Below are 16614 nucleotides of genomic sequence, written 5' to 3' on the forward strand. Positions count from 1 at the left end.
CACGATCGACGAGCTGTGGATTCAATCGCTAATTCATTAACGCAGTTGGGAATAAACCTGAAGCGCGCGCTTGCGGGATTCCCCCAAATCGAGCACGGGGCGTGGATACGTTTTGTCGAAAACCACGCCGGCCCGCTGCAAAACCGCCTCGGGAGCGGCCCACGGTTGATGGATCCATCGGTCCGGCAGGCGCGCGAGCTCGGGCACCCAATGACGGATGTAGCTGCGCACGGGATCGAAGCGCTTCGCCTGCAGCACAGGATTGAAGATGCGGTAGTAGGGCGCGGCGTCGGCGCCGCAGCCCGCGACCCATTGCCAACCCAGTGTGTTGTTTGCCAGATCCGCATCGACCAGCGTCTCCCAGAACCATTGCGCACCCTGCAGCCAGTGGATCTGCAGGTTCTTGGTTAGTACGGAGGCAGCGATCATTCGGATGCGGTTGTGCATCCAGCCCGTGCGCCACAGTTCGCGCATGCCGGCGTCGACCAGCGGAATGCCAGTAGCGCCGCGCTGCCAGGCTCGCAGGTCGGAAGCACTGCGCCGCCATTTCTGTTTGGCAAAGCGCTTGTCGAGCGGTGCGTCGGTCGTCTCGGGAAAATGAAAGAGCAGGTGGTGCGCGAATTCGCGCCAACCGATCTGTCGCAGATAGCTGTCGGTACCTTTGGCTTGCGCCGCTGCGGTGTTCGAGTGTCGGAGCGCGGCGACAATCTGCCGCGGTCCGATTTCGCCGAAATGTAGATGCGGTGACAGGCGCGAGGTCTCGGCACGATCGGGTCGATCGCGTCCGGTCGGATAGCTGGCGACGTGTTTGCTGAACTGCCGGAGCTGTTTCAGAGCGCCGGCCTCACCGGGCGTCCATGTCTGGGTCAGGCCGTCGTCCCAGCGGATCTTTGGTAACAGCGCGAGATCGTCGATGCCGATGCCGGACAGTCCACGCGGCGCTCGCGGCAATCTGCGCGGCGCCCTGCTGGGCACAGGCAAAGTCGACAGCTGCGTTTCAGCCGTGCGCCAGAACGGAGTGAACACTCGATACGGCAGCTTTTGCCCGTTCAAAATCGTGCCCGGCTCGAACAACAGCGCTGCATTGCTCTGTTCGACTGACACGCCGTCGTCATCCAGCGCCGCAGCGATGCGCGCATCCCGCTTCAATGCCGCCGGTTCGTAGAGCTTGTTCCAGCAGACCAGCGTCGCCCCCGTTTCCCGGATGCAATGACGCAAAACCGTCGAAGCTTCGCCTCGTTGCACGACCAGGCGGCTGCCGATTTTGCGCAGGCTGGCGTCGAGGGCGGTCAGGCTGTGGTGCAGCCACCAGCGACTCGCCGCGCCCGGCGCCCAGGGGTGTTCGTCGTCCGGCGAATGGACATAGACAGGCACCACGCGCTCGGCATGTTCGAGGGCGTGGCGTAGCGCTGGATTGTCGGTGAGGCGGAGATCGCGCCGGAACCAGACGAGGGCAGTCCTGACTGGGGCGGATCGTCGCGCGTTCACAGGAACGCGCTTATCGCTGTGCGATGGAGGAGCTTTGGGATCGACCGCGCCGTGTTAGACCGGGCGCGGTCGGAATATTGACCGTAGAGGAATTGGCAGGCGCAACGCTCAGGCGTCGTCCCGATCGTTGTAATCGTCATCGTCGTCGTCGAGGTCTTCGTCCTCGTCGTCGTCCCAATCGTCGTCGTCCTCGTCCCAATCGTCCTCGTCTTCGTCGTCCTCTTCTTCCTCTTCTTCTTCCTCGTCGTCATTGGCCCAGCCTTCCGGCTCCTGGGACAGCTCCAGGTCGAGCTCGTGCCAGGTATCGAGGTCGATTTCCTCGATATCGCCGTTCTCGTACTGGACTTCGACCAACTCCTGGTCGGGATCCACGGACAGGACCTTGAAGACCTCGTTTTCTTCGAGATCCTCATACCATTTTCCCTGGACCGGGTCGTAATCTCTGGCCACGCACACACCTCAAACGACGAGAACCGGTGTATTCACCGGCGGCGGAATATTAGGGGCATTCTCCAAGACTGCCAAGTGAGTGAAACAGCGGCGGCGCGGTCTTTCACGGGGCGGATGGACTGGGGTCCGGTCGGTGCCTACACTGCCGCGCCCTTTCACACTTCATGCCATGACCAAGACGCCGCGAGTACAACCGTCCGCCCAGCCGCTGTTGCAGGCACGGCGTATCGTCATCAAGGTCGGTTCGGCCTTGCTGGCGGATGCCGCCAGCGGCGCGGTCCGGCGTGACTGGCTGGAGACCCTGGCGGCCGATATCGGTGCTTTGCGCCGGCGGGGTCAGGAGGTGCTGCTGGTGTCCTCGGGCGCGATCGCGCTGGGCCGGCGCCAGCTCGGACTGGCCCCAGGCAAGCTCAAACTGGAGGAGAAGCAGGCGGCCGCGGCGGTCGGCCAAATCCGCCTGGCGCACGCCTGGACCGAAGTCCTCGAGCACCATGAGCTGAGCGTCGCGCAGATTCTGCTGACCCCGGGCGATACCGAGCAGCGGCGCCGGTACCTGAATGCTCGCAACACCCTGCGCACTTTGTTGAAGCTCGGCTCGGTGCCGGTGATCAACGAGAACGACACGGTCGCTACTGCCGAAATACGCTATGGTGACAATGACCGTCTGGCCGCGCGCGTCGCGCAGATGATCAGCGCCGACTGCTTGATCCTGTTGTCGGATGTAGACGGTCTCTATACGGCCGATCCCACGCGCGATCCCAACGCGCAATTCATTCCCGAAGTGCGCGCCATCACTCCCGAAATCCAAGCGATGGCGGGCGGGTCGGCATCGGCCGTCGGCACCGGCGGCATGGCGACCAAAATCACAGCGGCGAAAATTGCCGTCGGTGCAGGCTGTCATATGTGCGTGTCGCTCGGCCGGGAGTTGCACCCGGTCAAGCGGATCGAGGAAGGCGCACGCTGCAGCTGGTTCTATCCGTCGGCGAGTCCGTCGACCATGCGCAAACAATGGATCGCGGGCACCTTGCAACCGGCCGGCGAGCTTTATGTAGATGAGGGAGCCGCTGCTGCTCTCGCTCGCGGCAAAAGTTTGTTGCCGGCGGGCATAACGCGCATCGTCGGTCCATTCCAGCGCGGCGACGCGTTGATCGTGCGTGATGCGATTGGGAAGGAGATCGCGCGCGGCCTGGTTGCGTATTCGAGCGCCGACGCCGAGCGCCTGCTAGGACACAAATCCAGTGAGATCGAGACGCTGCTTGGATTCCATGGCCGCGACGAAATAATCCATCGCGACGATCTGGTACTCACGAGCTAACGCGGGTTTCACCCGGCTGACTCGTATGACGGGTTTGTTAGTATCGGCTGCTTGGACATTCGTCCATCAGCGGATATGCAACTCTTACAACAACCTTCCCTGCGCCGGAATCGCGCGCTGGTCGCCACGCTTGCGCTCAGCTTTTTGCTGCTGTTGGGCTCGGCGGGGCTGACATTCCATGTGTCGCGTCAAGGTGTCGACGCAGATGCGCTGGTCGTGCACACGATGGAAGTGCAGCGAGCGCTCAATGCGACACTGCTCACGATTGGCGGCGCCGAATCGGGCCTGCGCGGTTTCCTGCTGACGGGCAATGAAGCTTTTCTCAAGCCGTATCAAGACGCCGGCAAGCAGTTGCCTGAGCACTTGGCGACGTTGCGCAAGCTGGTCGTCGACAGTCCCTCGCAGCTCGCCAATGTCGAAGCGGTCGCGCCGTTGATCGAGCAGCGTCTGGCGGGCATCGACATGGCGTTGACTGCATATCGCGACGGTCGCCGTGCCGATGCGATCGCCGCACTTCAACGCTCCGGCCTGCCGACCTTGAACGACATCCGCTCGCGCATCGAGGCGGCCACCGAGTTCGAGCAGCAATTGCTGGTTGCGCGTCAAGGTGCCGCGGCCGGCTTGCGTGATCGCTTCACCAGCGCCGTGCTCGTGATGCTGATCGCGTGCGGCATACTGGCTTTGTTCGCATTGATCAGCGTGCGTCGGTATGTGGCCACGGTCCACGAAAGTCGGTTGCGGCTCGCTTCTCACAATGTCGAACTGGAGCAGCGGGTGCAGGCGCGCACCGAAGATCTGGCGAAAGCCGCCGACGACGCGAATCGCGAGCGCGCCCGAGCGGAGTCGCTGTTGACGGACGTCAATCATCGAGTGGGCAACAATCTCGCGCTGGTCTCGTCGTTCCTGACGATGCAGCAGCGCGCGGTGAAGAATCCGGATGCGGCCCGAGCCTTGAGCGCCGCCCGCATGCGAGTGCAGGCGATCGCGTCGGCGCATCGCAAGCTGCGTCTCGGCGCGGATTTCGCGACGGTCAAGGTCAACGAAGTGCTCGGCGCCGTGCTCGAGGACATCAGCGCCGGCTTGCCGCCGGGAGATTTGATCCGGATCCAGTGCCAGGTCGAACCGCTGGAAATCAATGCGCGCGATGCGGTGTCGCTCGGGGTGCTGACCAGCGAGCTGGTGATGAACGCCGTCAAACATGCGTTCGCGCCGGGCGAGACGGGCGAAGTGAGCGTCGTGCTGGTCCACGGCGCGGATTCGGTCGCCGTGTTAGAAGTATCCGACGATGGAGTGGGGTGGCATGACAACAAACATTCACGAGAAACAGGCGGGCTGGGCGCGAAGATCATCGACATGGTCGCGCGGCAGTTCGGCGGGCGCCCGGAGCGTACTGCTCGATTTCACGAAGGCGCTATTACGCAAGAGCGTCGGCCTGGCACGCGGATCCGCGTCAACCTCACCAAGCTCCAGGTCATGTCCGCCTCCTGAAGTTGTTCGCACCGGCAGCTCGCCGATGACGCGGCCGTCGGTGATGCGCGATCCACGCGTCCTGCTGTTCCCGTTACGTCGCGCTCCGCATCGGGAAGGCGGCGACGGCACCGGCGCAGAGGGCACGACGAAGGGCCCGATGTCGGGCATGACGATATTGGTCGTCGAGGATGACTTCATCGTCGCGTACGACATGCAGATGATGTTGGAAGAGCAGGGCGCGCGCGTGCTCGGGCCGGCGACCAGCCTGGCCGAGGGGCGCGAACTGCTGGCGAAGGAGCTGCCCACGGTCGCCGTGCTCGATGTGAATCTCAACGGCGAATATGTGTTCCCGCTGGCCGAGGAGCTGCGCACACGGAAGGTGCCGTTTGTGTTCGCGACGGCTTACGCAGATGAAGACCGGCTGTTTCCGCAGGCCGCCCGGAGCGCGCCGCGCCTGGCAAAGCCGGTGTTGCCGAACGTGCTGATCGCGCAGCTGCTGCGGCTCAACCGCTGAGTCAGTGCGTCGTATCGCGCCGATTCACTGGAATGTCGACGTAGCGATGGGCCGGTGCGTCGCTGGCGGGGAAGGTTTCCTTCAGCGACTCATCGATCTGGTCCTCGCAGGCCGCGATCGGATTACGCACTCGATAGCGCCGGGCAATGCCTTTGATCGCGGGCATCGCGATCAGCGCCAGCGCCCCCAGTAACAGGACGGATTCCACCGCATCGAAGACCGAGCGCCGTCTCGGTGCGTAGTCAACCAGGTCGTCATCGTCGTCGTAGCGCTCGTAGTCACGCATGAGTCTGTTCTCCATGGTGTTCTACCGAGACGCTTCGCCGACCGGCGCGGTTCCGTCAGGGCACGCGAGGCGGGACGATCGGGTGCGAGCTGGACAGGCCGCCATCGACGGGGAAGGCCTGCCCGTTGACGTAGGACGCTGCGTCCGACGCCAGGAACAGGGCCATGCGCGCAATCTCGATGGGAGCGCCAGCGCGGCGCAGCGGGTTGAGCTGGCCAATCTTGTTGTCGGTGCCACGGGCCCGTGCCTGGTCGAAGATGGGCTTGGTCATGCCGGTCTCGATCAGGCCGGGACAAATGGCGTTGATACGCACGCCGCTGGCGGAGAGTTGATAGGCCGTGGTTTGTACCAGGCTGATGACGCCGGCTTTGCTCGCGCTGTAGGGTGACCCGCCTGCGCCCGAACGCAAACCGGCGACCGAGGCCGTGCAGATGATCGAGCCCCGCTTGCGTGGTGTCATCACTCGGGCCGCGTGCTTCACGGCGAGGAACGTGCCGATCAGGTTGACGGTCAGCACTTGCACCCAATGCTCGGGTGTCTGCTCGTTGAGCGGCACCAGTCCGCCACTGATGCCGGCGTTGGCAAAACAAACATCGAGGCCGCCGTATTCACGGACTGCGCTGTCGATGGCCTCGGAGATGTTCGGTTCCTGCGACGAATCGCTGACGATGGCCGTCGCGCGGCCGTTTTCCTTGCGGATCGCGGCGACCGTTTCTTCCACTTCAGCGGCGCGATCCAGAGCCACGACTGCGGCGCCCGCCTGTGCGAACACGATGGCGCTGGCGCGACCGATGCCGCTTGCGGCGCCGGTGACGAGCGCGACCTTGCCTTTGAGCTGGCCTTCGACAGCGGGGTCGGGAATTTGCATGGTTGTCCTACCAGTTCGGGAACGTTTTTCGCAGACCGGAATTGGGCTGCGGAACGCTTCTATCGATTGGGCGTCGAGTGTGTCCGCGAGTATGAATTAATGCAATGCCGCCACGGCGTGGCTGTCGACGCGCATGGCTTTGTGGCATGGTGCCGGCCCTCTCACCGTGACGATCGCGATGAATGTCACTGCGCCCGAGACATTGTTCGAGCAGGAGTTCGGTCTGATCGCCGACCTGGTACGCGCGTATGCCCAGGAGCGACCCCGGCATCCGGCGCTGATCGACGAGCAACGCAGCCTCAGCTACGGCGAGCTGGATCAGTTGATGGACCGGGTGGCCGTTGCCTTGCAGCTTGCTCGCGTCGGCCGCGGCGAAGCGGTGGCGATTTGTGCGGCTTCCTGTGTCGACTATGGCGTTGTGTTTCTTGGCGCCCTGCGCGCCGGCGTGGCGGTCGCGCCGCTGTCGCCTTCGACGACTCCCGAGTCGTTGGTGACCATGCTCGCCGACAGCGGCTCGAAGATCCTGTTTCTGGATGAGAGCGTGGCCGTCGCGCTGGCGACGGTTGCGTTGCCGCCCGGCTTGCAGCTGGTTCGCCTGGATCGTGCTCCGGGTGTGCGTTCGATCGACGCCTGGATCGCTCCTGCTGGCGGAGCGCCCGTGCCGGTGGATATCGCACCGGATGCGCCGTTCAACATCATCTATTCCTCGGGCACGACCGGAACGCCCAAAGGCATCGTGCAGCCTCACAGCATGCGCTGGGCGCACGTCCGTCGCGCTCGGAACTTCGGTTACGACCGCGAGGCGGTGACGATTTGCTCCACGCCGCTGTATTCGAATACCACGCTCGTGAGTTTCTTCCCCGCCATTGCGGGCGGCGGCAGTGTGGTGTTGATGCCCAAGTTCGAGGCGGGCAAGTTTCTCGAGTTGTCGCAGCAGCATAAGGTGACGCACGCGATGCTGGTGCCGGTCCAATATCAGCGACTGATGGATCGGCCGGACTTCGATCGCTTCGACCTCGGCAGCTATCGTATGAAGTTCTGCACCAGCGCGCCGTTCGCCGCTGCGCTCAAGTCGGACATCCTGCGCCGCTGGCCGGGCGGCTTGATCGAGTATTACGGCATGACCGAGGGCGGCGGCACGTGCATGCTGCAAGCCCATTTGTTTCCGGACAAGCTGCACACCGTCGGTCAGCCGGTCGCCGGTCACGACATTCGCTTGATCGACGAGCAGTGCCGGGAAGTGCCGCCGGGCGAGATCGGCGAGGTGGTCGGCCGCTCGGGCGCCATGATGAAAGGTTATTTCAATCAGCCCGGCAAGACCGCCGAGGCCGAGTGGTACGACGTCGAAGGCAATCGTTTCATCCGCACCGGCGACGTCGGCCGTTTCGATGCCGATGGCTTTTTGACGCTGATGGATCGCCGCAAGGACATGATCATCTCGGGCGGCTTCAACATCTATCCCAGCGATCTGGAAGCCGTGCTGTTTCAGCATCCGGCCGTGCGCGACGGCGCTGTCATCGGCGTGCCGTCGAAAGAGTGGGGCGAGACGCCCGTCGCGTTCGTCGTACTACGCGCGGACGCCTCCGCCACCGCGGACGAAATCAAGCAATGGACCAACGAGCGTCTCGGCAAGACGCAGCGGCTGTCGGCCGTCCGACTGGCGGCCGAGCTGCCACGAAGCGCCATCGGCAAAGTACTGAAGCGCGAGCTGCGCGAGCAGTACTCGGCCTCTTAGAATCCATCGAAGAACGACTGCACGGCTGCCAGACAGAAGGGCGGCACCAGCGAGCTGTGATATGCGTCCGCCACGGCTTGCGCGCCACCGTCGGTTGCGCCGCCTGCGATAGCGGCCGCAGCGACAGATTCCTTCGCAGTGTTGAAGCCGAGCTTGATCGCTGCGTCGTCATCGTCGAGCGACGGATCGTCATCGACGTCGAGCACGCGAATCGCTGCCGTCACGCCAGCGGCTGTCCAGTAACGTTGCATCAGATCCGTATTCATGTACTGAACCGTCGGATCGTCATGGCCGGCACACAGCAGCACCGGTGAGGTCGGGCTCCAGTTGCGCAGATCGTTCGCTTTGAAGGCGACGCGCAGTGGATGCGCCGGCGCGGCAGCGGGCAAACCATCGGTGAGTGTTGGGAAGCCGCCGTCAGGATGGGCCAGCGAATCTTGCAGATAGGCCGCTCGGTAGGAATTCGTGATCAAGTTTTCCGGACCGAAGCCACGTGCGAACACAGGCGCCAGGTCTGCCGGTGAGGTTGCAGGCGTGTACTGCGCGTACGCCGGATCGGGCGGCGTGCTGCTGAACAGCTGTTCTCGCGGCAGCAAACCCTGGTCGTAGATCTGCGAGCGCGTGCTGGTCGTCGGAAACAACGTTTCGATCCCCGATGCGTAGCGGGCCTCGAATGCATCGGTCGGCGCTGCATAGATGCCGCCGTAGATGCGTTGATACGCAGTCATGACCCACCCGACCAAGGCAGGCGCGCTTTGGATCACCTGGCCTTGGAAGACGGCGTCGCCGAACGCAGAGAGCGCGTAGGGGCCCGACATCGGCGCAGCCGCTGTCACCGCCACCCCATTCGTTTGTAACAATCGATGTGTAGCCATCGCCACGAAGCCGCCCTGCGAGTATCCGGTGATGAACAGGCGGCCGCTGTCGGTGACGCTGGGCGCGGTGCTCGTCGGGAGTGCGCTGCGCGCCGCGGCCAGTGCATCGGACGTGTCTTTCGCCTGTTGGTCGGCGTGCAGATATGGATGATAGGCGAGCGTCGAAGTGTCATAGCCCGCGTAGTTCGGCGCTACGACGATATAACCTTGCGCAGCGAACGCAACTGCGATCAGCAGGCCTTCGGCATTGTCTGTGTTCGACAGGTTCGCGATGTTGAATGCCTTTTCGGCCTGAGTGCCGTGGGCATACACGATAATGGGGCGCGGCCCCTGGCACGCCGCATTCGTGCCCGTCGGAATCATCAGCGCGCCGGAAGCGGTGGTCGGCTGTTGAGCCGGATCTACCGTGTTGTAGCGAATCTGGTGCACGTCGACGCCGCATTCCGGGTCGACGATGAAATCCAGCACGCGCCCGGCTGTGGAGTTCACATTGACCAGATTGATCAGATCCGGGATCGGGAACGAGCCGATGCGCGGCGGCGGATTCTCGATCAGTGTGCCCGCGGTCGGCGGTGGCGGCGGCGGTTGCTCGGACTGGCCGGTGTCGGGGCTGTCATCGTCGTCGTTGTTGCTGCACGCGGCCAGCATGAACACGCTGCCGAGTACCGCAAATACTTTCAATCCCACGGAGCTGAACGCAGCTGACATCTGATGCTTCCTCGCTGATCGGCATAGGTACTAATGCCTGAGAGCGGAATCTGGATCGGCGGATATCCGAAAATTTTGTAGGACAATGGTGCCGATCCCAGCGTCGGGAACCTTCGGGGCGTTTGTGACTTTGATACTGTTCGGTTTTTTGCAGTGAGCGTCGACGCATGTCAGCGAAAGACTTGGCCTCGAAAAAATTACCAGCGGGCTGGGTCGACGACGTGCTGCACTTCTGGTTCGAGGAGCTGAGCCAGAAGGAGTGGTTCAGCAGTAGCGCGCGAGTGGATGAGATATGTCGCGCACGTTTCGGCGATATCTACGCTGCGTTGAAAGCCGATCCGCCGGATCCCGAGAGCGCCGCTGCACGCACCTTGCTTGCAGCGGTCATCGTGCTCGATCAATTCCCACGCAATATCTTTCGCAAGACGCCGGACGCGTACGCGACTGACGCCAGCGCATTGGCATTAGCGAGGCACGCAGTAGAGAGCGGCAAGGATCGGTCGTTGCCCGAGATGCAGCGGCACTTTCTTTATATGCCGTTCATGCACAGCGAGGACTTGCTGGCGCAGGCCGAGTCGGTGCAGTTGTTTACCGCGCTGGGTGTTCCAGACGGCGTGAAGTACGCGCGTCATCATCACGACGTGGTCGAGCGCTTCGGGCGCTTTCCCTATCGCAACAGCATCCTCGGGCGCCGTTCGACACCCGAGGAGCTGGAGTTCCTGAAAACGGAGCCGCCGCTGGTTTGAAGCTTCAGAGGCCGGCTGCAGCGCGCGCTTGATTGCCGGTTTCGATGTCCTCGCGCAGCGTCTTGGCGGCGAGGTAATAGTGCAGCGCTGACCAGAGATTGATCAGCAGCGTCACGCGGATCGACCAGCGCAGGCCGTCGGCGAGCGCCACCTTCTCGGCGATGCCTTGCGACACGAAATACTCTTTGAACAGATCGCTCAACGCGCCAGTGAACATCGGCCCGAGGCCGAGGCCGATGAAGTTGAGGATGAGCAGCAGGAACGCCGAGGCGAGGGCGCGTTCGCGCAAGCCGACCAGCCGATGCGTCGACGCGATGCTCGGTCCGAGATAGGCGGCCGCCAGAGCGATATACAACGTGAGCATCAGCAACGCCGCGGTCGTGTCGTTCATTGAGTAGACGACCAGGCCGAACGGCACGACGATGACCAGCGTGATCGCCGGAATCCACACATACCAGCGTGGATCCTGCGTGCGCGCGTAATAGCGATCGCACCAGGCGCCGCCCAGGTAGGTCCCGGAGAGTCCACCCAGTGCGACCACCATGGACAGCCATGCACCCACATCGCCCAGGGTCATGCCGTGGCTGCGCATGAAGAACGGCGAATAGAACGAGCTCAATCCATAGCTCACGAACGCGTGCAGGCCGGCGGCGAGCGAGAGATGGCGAAATGATTTCTTGGCCCACAGGTTGCCCATCACCTGCCGGAACGGCGGCGGCTCGGCGATTGCAACTGGCGTCGGCTCGGAGAAACCCCGCGGCGGCTCTTTGACCGTGAGTTTCAGGATCAGTGCGACGACCAGGCCGGGCAGACCGACGGTAAAGAACGCAGCACGCCAGCCATATTCATGGGCGACCAGGCCGCCCACCAGAAAGCCCAGCGCGCTGCCGCCATACACGCCCATCGAGTAGATGGACAACGCGGTGGCGCGCTTCTTGGGTTCGACATAGTCGCTGATGATCGAATAGGCCGATGGACTGCAACCAGCCTCGCCGATGCCGACGCCGATGCGTGCGAACAGCAAGTGCCAGAAATTCCTGGCCATGCCGCAGAACACGGTGAACGCGCTCCAGATCACGATGGAGGCGGTGATGATATTGACGCGATTGCGCGTGTCGGCCATGCGCGCGATGGGAATGCCGAGTGTCGAATAGAACGCGGCGAAGGCGAGGCCGCTCAGCATGCCGAGCTGCCAGTCGTGCAGGTCGAATTCCTGCTTGATGGGCTCCAGCACGATCGACAGGATCTGCCGGTCGACGTAGTTGAAGACGTAGATGACGAACAGCAGCCAGACGACGTAGTTGCGATAGGCATTGCTGGCGCTGAAGGTGGTGCTCGCGCCCGCGCCGCTTGCACTGACGGCTCGGTCGCCGACCGATCCTGCCTCTACTGCCATGTCGTCCCCCCGGTGCAATGTCGGGCCATTGTGTCATCGCGAGGCGCGTTTGACATCGCGCGAGGAGTCAAGAAATGACCAAGACTGTGCTCGACCAGGGTGCGCCGGGCCCGCCAGTTTCGCGATGTAGAAGAACGCTGGCCGGTTGACACTTCTTTACCCGGCCAGGGTGCCGCTAGAATGAAGTCATGAACGCGAACACGCTGAAGACCGAGGGCGACGCCGCTGCCGTTGCCGAATCGATGCAGGGCCTGGGCCGCGCCGCCAAGAGCGCCGCCAAGTCCCTGGCCCAGGCGACCACTGACGCCAAGAACGCCGCTTTGAAAGCTGCCGCCGCAGCGATTCGCGAGCGCCGCGCCGATTTGCTGGCCGCCAATCGCGCCGATGTCGAGCAGGCCACACAGCGCGGCCTGTCCTCGTCATTGCTCGACCGGCTCGTCTTGAACGAGCAACGCGTCGAAGCCATGGCGCGTGGTATCGAAGACATCGTCGCCTTGCCGGATCCCATCGGCAGTGTCATCACCAGCTGGACTCGCCCGAATGGATTGAAGATCGAGCGCGTGCGTGTGCCGCTCGGCGTCGTCGGCATCATTTATGAGAGCCGGCCCAATGTCACGGCCGACGCCGGTGCGCTTTGTTTGAAATCGGGCAACGCCGTGATTCTTCGCGGCGGCAGCGAGAGCAGCCGCTCGATCAAAGCGATTCACGAATGTCTCGCGGCTGGGCTGCGTGCCGCGGGCTTGCCCGAAGCGGCGATTCAGGTCGTGCCGACCACCGATCGCGCGGCCGTGGGTTACATGCTCTCGAGCATGACCGAGTTCATCAATGTGGTCGTGCCTCGCGGCGGTCGCAGTCTGGTGGAGCGAGTGCAGAAGGAAGCGCGCGTTCCCGTGATCGGCCATCTCGATGGCAACTGCCACGTGTATGTGGATCGCGAAGCTGATGTCGGCATGGCTCGCGAGGTCGTCCTCAACGCGAAGCTGCGTCGCACGGGCGTGTGCGGAGCCGCCGAGACGGTGCTGTTCGATCGCGCCGGCAATGCCGCTTCGACTGTTTTGAAGTCGTTGCTCGATGCGGGCTGCGAAGTGCGCGGAGATGAAACGTTGCAGCGTCTCGACGCGCGTATCAAGCCTGCGTCCGAGGCGGACTGGAGCACCGAATATCTCGAGCCCATCATCGCGGCCAAAACGGTCGATGGCGTCGACCAGGCCATCGCGCACATTGCGAAATACGGCTCGGCGCACACCGAGTCCATCATCACGGCCAATTCAGCCACGGCGGAGCGCTTTCTCGGCGGCGTCGACAGCGCCATCGTTTTGCATAACGCGTCGACCCAGTTCGCCGACGGCGGCGAATTCGGCATGGGCGCGGAAATCGGCATTTCCACCGATAAATTCCATGCGCGCGGCCCGGTGGGCGTCGAACAGCTCACCAGTTACAAGTATGTGGTGCGCGGCTCGGGCCAAATCCGGCCCTGACGTTATACTTCCCGCTAAGTTTCGATTCCGGGCCGTTCGTATGTCGCAGCTATTCGCGCTGATCGTTGTTGTGTTCCTGAGTTTCGGCGCCCTGCCGGCGTTGGCCGCCGGCAATCTCGATGCCGCTGCGTTGGCCGCCGCAGTCGAAAAAGGCCGCGCCGAGCAGCTCGATGTGCTCGCGCCGAAGACGTTTGCAGCGGCGGTTCAGGCGAGCCAGAACGCCACCAAGGAAGCTGAACGGGGCCGCGGCACTGAAAAAATTGCCGCCCGCGTGCAGGAAGGCGAGGCGACTCTGCAGAAGGCACGCACGGTCGCAGCGAATGCCCGGCAGACCCTGGGCGGTGTCATCAAGACTCGGCAGGATGCCCTGGTTGCCGAAGCGCCGAAATTCTCGGGGGAGGCCTGGACCAAGGCGAACGATCGTTTCCTGCAGGCCATGCGCGAGAACGAGAGCGGCGATCTGCCGAGCGCGCAGAAGCGCGCTGCTGAGGCCGAGGTCCTGTTACGCGATGCGGAGTTGATCGGCATCAAGGGCGGCATTCTCAACGAAGCGCGCAATCTGATCGCGCAAGCCGATGAAGCGAAGGTGGAGCGTTTCGCGCCACGCACGCTGCAATCGGCGAAGCGCCACCTGGCCGAGGCGGAACAGGAAATCCAGCGCAATCGCTACGACGTCGCTCAGCCCCGCAAGCTCGCTGCTCAGGCACGTTACGACGCGCGTCATGCGACCTATCTGGCCGCGCAGATTCAGCGCGTCATGCAACAGGAGAAGGACGATCAGGCCGGCATCGAGGCGTTGATCCTGTCCTGGGAAGAGCCGCTCCAGCGCATTGCCGACGACATGGAGCTGGACATTCGTTTCGACGAAGGCCATCAGGCGCCGATGAAGGAGCTGGGTGAGTACGCTCAGCAGCGCACGGCGGAAGTGCGTCGCTTGAAGCAGGAGCTGCAGGATCGCGAGGAGCAGATCGCTGCGCTGAATAATCAACTGAAGCGCGTCGAGTCTCGCCTGGGCGGCGAATCGCAGGAGCGCATCGCGCTTCAGCGTCAGGTCGATGCGCAGGCGCAACTGCGAGCGAATATCGCTGCGATCGAAGCGTCGTTCACGTCAGATGAGGCGCGTGTGTTTAGGCAGGGCGAACATGTCGTCATGTCCTTGCTGGGCATCAACTTCCCCTCGGGTCGCAGCACCATCGATGGCAGCAGCGCGGCGCTGATGAAGAAGGTGCAGCAGGCGCTGGCGCGATTCCCGGATGCGACCGTCGTGGTCGAAGGTCATACCGATGCGAACGGCAGCGACTCGGCCAACCTCATCCTGTCGCAGGATCGCGCCGACGCCGTGAAGCAGTACCTCGTGAGTCAGTTCGGCGCGAATGCCGAGAAGGTCAGCTCGATTGGATATGGCGAGGCGCGGCCGGTTGCGACGAACGAGACGGCCGCAGGTCGTGCGCGCAATCGGCGCATCGACCTGGTCATTCACGTGCAGGGCAGCGGCTGATAGCGCCTTAGTGATTGTGATCGTGCGCATGAGGGTGCTCATGCGTATGGTCATGGCCCGGAACCGCGCAGCGCTCGCAATTCACCCAGCCTGAGTCGCCGTTGACGTAGTGCTCCTTCTTCCAGATGGGCACGCGGTGCTTGACCTCGTCGATGATGTAACGGCACGCGGCGAAGGCTTCGGCGCGATGCTTCGAGCTGACGCCGACCCAGACGGCGACGTCCCCGATCGCGAGCGAGCCAACGCGGTGGACGCAGGCGGCTTTCAATATGCCGAAACGAGCGATGGCTTCGTTGACGATGCGCTCGCCTTCCTTGTTTGCCAGCGCTTCGAACGCCTCGTATTCCAGGCGCGTGACGGCGTGGCCTTCATTGTGATTGCGCACCCAGCCTTCGAAGGACGCATAGCCGCCGGCAGCGTCGTCGGCGAGCTCGCGACGGTATGCATCGAGGCTCAGGGCGGTGTTGCTGAAGGAGAAAGGTTTCATCCGCCTGCTACCGGGGGTATGAAGACGACGGTGTCGCCGTGACGCAGCGGCGTGTTCCAGTCGCTGAAGTCGGAGTTGAGCGCGACTTTGAGTTGCGCCGGGTTCAATTGGAAAGGATGACGTTGGCGGAGCTCGGCGTAGAGCTCGGCTGGGGTCGCAGCAGTTGTGTCCAATGTTTCTTCGCTGCGGCCGGCTTGTTCGCGGAGGATGGCGTAGTACTGGACCCGAAGGGTCCGAGGTTTGTCGGCCTTCGCTCCGAACGCGGCCACGGTCGTCCGGTACTCGTCCGCGGTGTTCACGTTATCCAACGCGCGTGCGTCCGGCAGATCGAGCAGCAGCGTGTCGGCGTTGATCAGAAACTTGCGCGGGCACTGCTTGCCGGCGGCAACGTAAGCGAGCACGGGCTCTCGCGCGGCCGGTTCCCAGATCGCGCACAAGGGCTCGGGCAAGCCGTCGTGGCTGCTCTTGAACGCCGTCGCGAGCCGCTGTGGATCACGGTGCTCGATCAAGTAACGCAGCGTCTGTTCGTTCAGAAACGGCAGGTCGCAAGCGACCACGAGCCAGGCCGCTTTCGGATGTGCGTACAGCGCAGCCGAGATGCCGGCAAGAGGGCCGATGCCAGGCTGGCGATCGACGATTTGCGGCAAGCCAGCCCGCGTCGGCTCCTCGCGCTGATCCGGCCTCACAGAAACGAACGTCGCCGCACACACCTGCGACAGCAAATGAAACGTCCAGTGCAGCTGCGACTGACCGTGATACTCGATCGCCGCCTTGTCTCGCTGCATGCGAGTGCTGGCGCCGCCGGCCAGCACCAGGCCGAACAAAGGTGCGTCAGCCGACATCGCTCTTGCCTCCGCGCTTCTCGACCAGCCGCGTCTCCGCGATCACGATGTCGTGCGATAGCGCCTTGCACATGTCATAGATGGTCAGCGCAGCCACGCTCGCGCCAGTCAACGCTTCCATTTCGACGCCAGTCTTGTGATGAACCGACACCGTGCAACGAACGACGGCATCGTCACCCTCCATCTCGATCAGCACATTGCACTTCTCGATGCCGAGCGGATGACAGAACGGAATCAAATCGTGCGTCCGCTTCGCCGCCATCGTGCCGGCAATGATAGCCGTCTGAAACACGGGCCCCTTCGGCGTGTTGAACTGCTGCGAACGCAGCGCTTCAGCGACCTCGGCCGGAAAACGCACGCGTGTTTGCGCTGTCGCCGTGCGCTTGGTCACGGCCTTGTCGCTCACATCGACCATGGTCGGTCGCGAGCTCGAGTCGATATGAGTAAACGTCGCCATC

Annotated in this window: 16 protein-coding genes; 7 read left to right on the top strand and 9 right to left on the bottom strand. The window is 63.3% G+C overall.

Features of this window, described 5'->3' with window-relative positions; all coding sequences use genetic code 11:
- Positions 1 to 36: 36 nt before the first annotated feature.
- Together EK373_RS26255 and EK373_RS33215 are read right to left on the bottom strand one after the other, a co-directional pair.
- Entirely contained in the window at positions 37 to 1488 is a 1452-nt protein-coding gene (locus EK373_RS26255; protein ID WP_129647468.1) for a cryptochrome/photolyase family protein, read from the bottom strand.
- 108 nt (positions 1489 to 1596) lie between these two features.
- Positions 1597 to 1938: a DUF6763 family protein gene (locus tag EK373_RS33215; RefSeq protein ID WP_157994545.1), complete on the bottom strand. Its 342-nt coding sequence runs from the start codon at positions 1936 to 1938 to the stop codon at positions 1597 to 1599.
- Positions 1939 to 2107: 169 nt separating this feature from the next.
- On the opposite strand from EK373_RS33215, the gene proB reads away from it, so the two are divergent.
- From proB to EK373_RS26270, 3 genes are all read left to right on the top strand, one after another.
- Positions 2108 to 3253: a glutamate 5-kinase gene (proB, locus tag EK373_RS26260; protein WP_129647469.1), complete on the top strand. Its 1146-nt coding sequence runs from the start codon at positions 2108 to 2110 to the stop codon at positions 3251 to 3253.
- A gap of 75 nt (positions 3254 to 3328) precedes the next feature.
- Positions 3329 to 4741 (top strand): sensor histidine kinase, encoded by a 1413-nt coding sequence (locus EK373_RS26265; RefSeq protein ID WP_129647470.1) that lies wholly within the window; start codon positions 3329 to 3331, stop codon positions 4739 to 4741.
- A 25-nt stretch (positions 4742 to 4766) separates the two neighbouring features.
- Positions 4767 to 5237 (top strand): response regulator, encoded by a 471-nt coding sequence (locus tag EK373_RS26270; RefSeq protein WP_129647471.1) that lies wholly within the window; start codon positions 4767 to 4769, stop codon positions 5235 to 5237.
- Between the two features lies 1 nt (position 5238).
- Here EK373_RS26270 and EK373_RS26275 read toward each other — a convergent pair whose 3' ends face one another.
- On the bottom strand, positions 5239 to 5538 hold the full coding sequence (locus tag EK373_RS26275; RefSeq protein WP_129647472.1) for a hypothetical protein: 300 nt from the start codon (positions 5536 to 5538) through the stop codon (positions 5239 to 5241).
- 40 nt (positions 5539 to 5578) lie between these two features.
- Positions 5579 to 6391, bottom strand: coding sequence for an SDR family NAD(P)-dependent oxidoreductase (locus tag EK373_RS26280; RefSeq protein ID WP_129647473.1), 813 nt, complete (start codon positions 6389 to 6391; stop codon positions 5579 to 5581).
- Positions 6392 to 6569: 178 nt separating this feature from the next.
- Here EK373_RS26280 and EK373_RS26285 point away from each other — a divergent pair, with 178 nt between their 5' ends.
- A complete protein-coding gene (locus tag EK373_RS26285) occupies positions 6570 to 8126 on the top strand; it encodes a class I adenylate-forming enzyme family protein (RefSeq protein ID WP_129647937.1) in 1557 nt (518 codons plus the stop codon).
- Here the strand turns inward: EK373_RS26285 and EK373_RS26290 are convergent.
- The gene (locus EK373_RS26290; protein ID WP_129647474.1) at positions 8123 to 9709 is read right to left on the bottom strand and encodes an alpha/beta hydrolase family protein; all 1587 of its coding nucleotides are present in this window, start codon (positions 9707 to 9709) and stop codon (positions 8123 to 8125) included. The genes EK373_RS26285 and EK373_RS26290 overlap by 4 nt on opposite strands.
- A gap of 167 nt (positions 9710 to 9876) precedes the next feature.
- Between EK373_RS26290 and EK373_RS26295 the strand changes: the two genes are divergently transcribed.
- Complete coding sequence (locus EK373_RS26295) at positions 9877 to 10455, top strand: DUF924 family protein (RefSeq protein ID WP_129647475.1); 579 nt, start codon at positions 9877 to 9879, stop codon at positions 10453 to 10455.
- Between the two features lie 4 nt (positions 10456 to 10459).
- Here EK373_RS26295 and EK373_RS26300 read toward each other — a convergent pair whose 3' ends face one another.
- Entirely contained in the window at positions 10460 to 11851 is a 1392-nt protein-coding gene (locus tag EK373_RS26300; RefSeq protein WP_129647476.1) for a spinster family MFS transporter, read from the bottom strand.
- Positions 11852 to 12039: 188 nt separating this feature from the next.
- Between EK373_RS26300 and EK373_RS26305 the strand changes: the two genes are divergently transcribed.
- The gene (locus EK373_RS26305; protein WP_129647477.1) at positions 12040 to 13329 is read left to right on the top strand and encodes a glutamate-5-semialdehyde dehydrogenase; all 1290 of its coding nucleotides are present in this window, start codon (positions 12040 to 12042) and stop codon (positions 13327 to 13329) included.
- A 40-nt stretch (positions 13330 to 13369) separates the two neighbouring features.
- Positions 13370 to 14827 (top strand): OmpA family protein, encoded by a 1458-nt coding sequence (locus EK373_RS26310; RefSeq protein WP_157994547.1) that lies wholly within the window; start codon positions 13370 to 13372, stop codon positions 14825 to 14827.
- A gap of 7 nt (positions 14828 to 14834) precedes the next feature.
- Here EK373_RS26310 and EK373_RS26315 read toward each other — a convergent pair whose 3' ends face one another.
- The 3 genes from EK373_RS26315 to moaC are packed head-to-tail and all read right to left on the bottom strand — an operon-like array spanning position 14835 to position 16613.
- Positions 14835 to 15314 carry a molybdenum cofactor biosynthesis protein MoaE gene (locus tag EK373_RS26315; RefSeq protein WP_129647479.1) on the bottom strand — a complete coding sequence of 160 codons (480 nt, stop codon included), beginning with the start codon at positions 15312 to 15314 and terminating at the stop codon, positions 14835 to 14837.
- Positions 15311 to 16156, bottom strand: coding sequence for an NTP transferase domain-containing protein (locus EK373_RS26320; RefSeq protein WP_129647480.1), 846 nt, complete (start codon positions 16154 to 16156; stop codon positions 15311 to 15313). The genes EK373_RS26315 and EK373_RS26320 overlap by 4 nt, the downstream gene beginning before the upstream one ends.
- Complete coding sequence (gene moaC / locus EK373_RS26325; RefSeq protein ID WP_129647481.1) at positions 16146 to 16613, bottom strand: cyclic pyranopterin monophosphate synthase MoaC; 468 nt, start codon at positions 16611 to 16613, stop codon at positions 16146 to 16148. Before moaC ends, EK373_RS26320 begins: the two co-directional genes overlap by 11 nt.
- Between the last annotated feature and the right edge of the window lies 1 nt (position 16614).

This window comes from Peristeroidobacter agariperforans, from assembly GCF_004138335.1.
Classification (GTDB): domain Bacteria; phylum Pseudomonadota; class Gammaproteobacteria; order Steroidobacterales; family Steroidobacteraceae; genus Steroidobacter; species Steroidobacter agariperforans.

Bases quoted from the DNA above. Each gene is read 5' to 3' on its own strand.
- proB (WP_129647469.1), top strand. From the start codon at position 2,108: ATGACCAAGACGCCGCGAGTACAACCGTCCGCCCAGCCGCTGTTGCAG.
- EK373_RS26265 (WP_129647470.1), top strand. From the start codon at position 3,329: ATGCAACTCTTACAACAACCTTCCCTGCGCCGGAATCGCGCGCTGGTC.
- EK373_RS26270 (WP_129647471.1), top strand. From the start codon at position 4,767: ATGACGCGGCCGTCGGTGATGCGCGATCCACGCGTCCTGCTGTTCCCG.
- EK373_RS26275 (WP_129647472.1), bottom strand. From the start codon at position 5,538: ATGGAGAACAGACTCATGCGTGACTACGAGCGCTACGACGACGATGAC.
- EK373_RS26280 (WP_129647473.1), bottom strand. From the start codon at position 6,391: ATGCAAATTCCCGACCCCGCTGTCGAAGGCCAGCTCAAAGGCAAGGTC.
- EK373_RS26285 (WP_129647937.1), top strand. From the start codon at position 6,570: ATGAATGTCACTGCGCCCGAGACATTGTTCGAGCAGGAGTTCGGTCTG.
- EK373_RS26290 (WP_129647474.1), bottom strand. From the start codon at position 9,709: ATGTCAGCTGCGTTCAGCTCCGTGGGATTGAAAGTATTTGCGGTACTC.
- EK373_RS26295 (WP_129647475.1), top strand. From the start codon at position 9,877: ATGTCAGCGAAAGACTTGGCCTCGAAAAAATTACCAGCGGGCTGGGTC.
- EK373_RS26300 (WP_129647476.1), bottom strand. From the start codon at position 11,851: ATGGCAGTAGAGGCAGGATCGGTCGGCGACCGAGCCGTCAGTGCAAGC.
- EK373_RS26305 (WP_129647477.1), top strand. From the start codon at position 12,040: ATGAACGCGAACACGCTGAAGACCGAGGGCGACGCCGCTGCCGTTGCC.
- EK373_RS26310 (WP_157994547.1), top strand. From the start codon at position 13,370: ATGTCGCAGCTATTCGCGCTGATCGTTGTTGTGTTCCTGAGTTTCGGC.
- EK373_RS26315 (WP_129647479.1), bottom strand. From the start codon at position 15,314: ATGAAACCTTTCTCCTTCAGCAACACCGCCCTGAGCCTCGATGCATAC.
- EK373_RS26320 (WP_129647480.1), bottom strand. From the start codon at position 16,156: ATGTCGGCTGACGCACCTTTGTTCGGCCTGGTGCTGGCCGGCGGCGCC.
- moaC (WP_129647481.1), bottom strand. From the start codon at position 16,613: ATGGCGACGTTTACTCATATCGACTCGAGCTCGCGACCGACCATGGTC.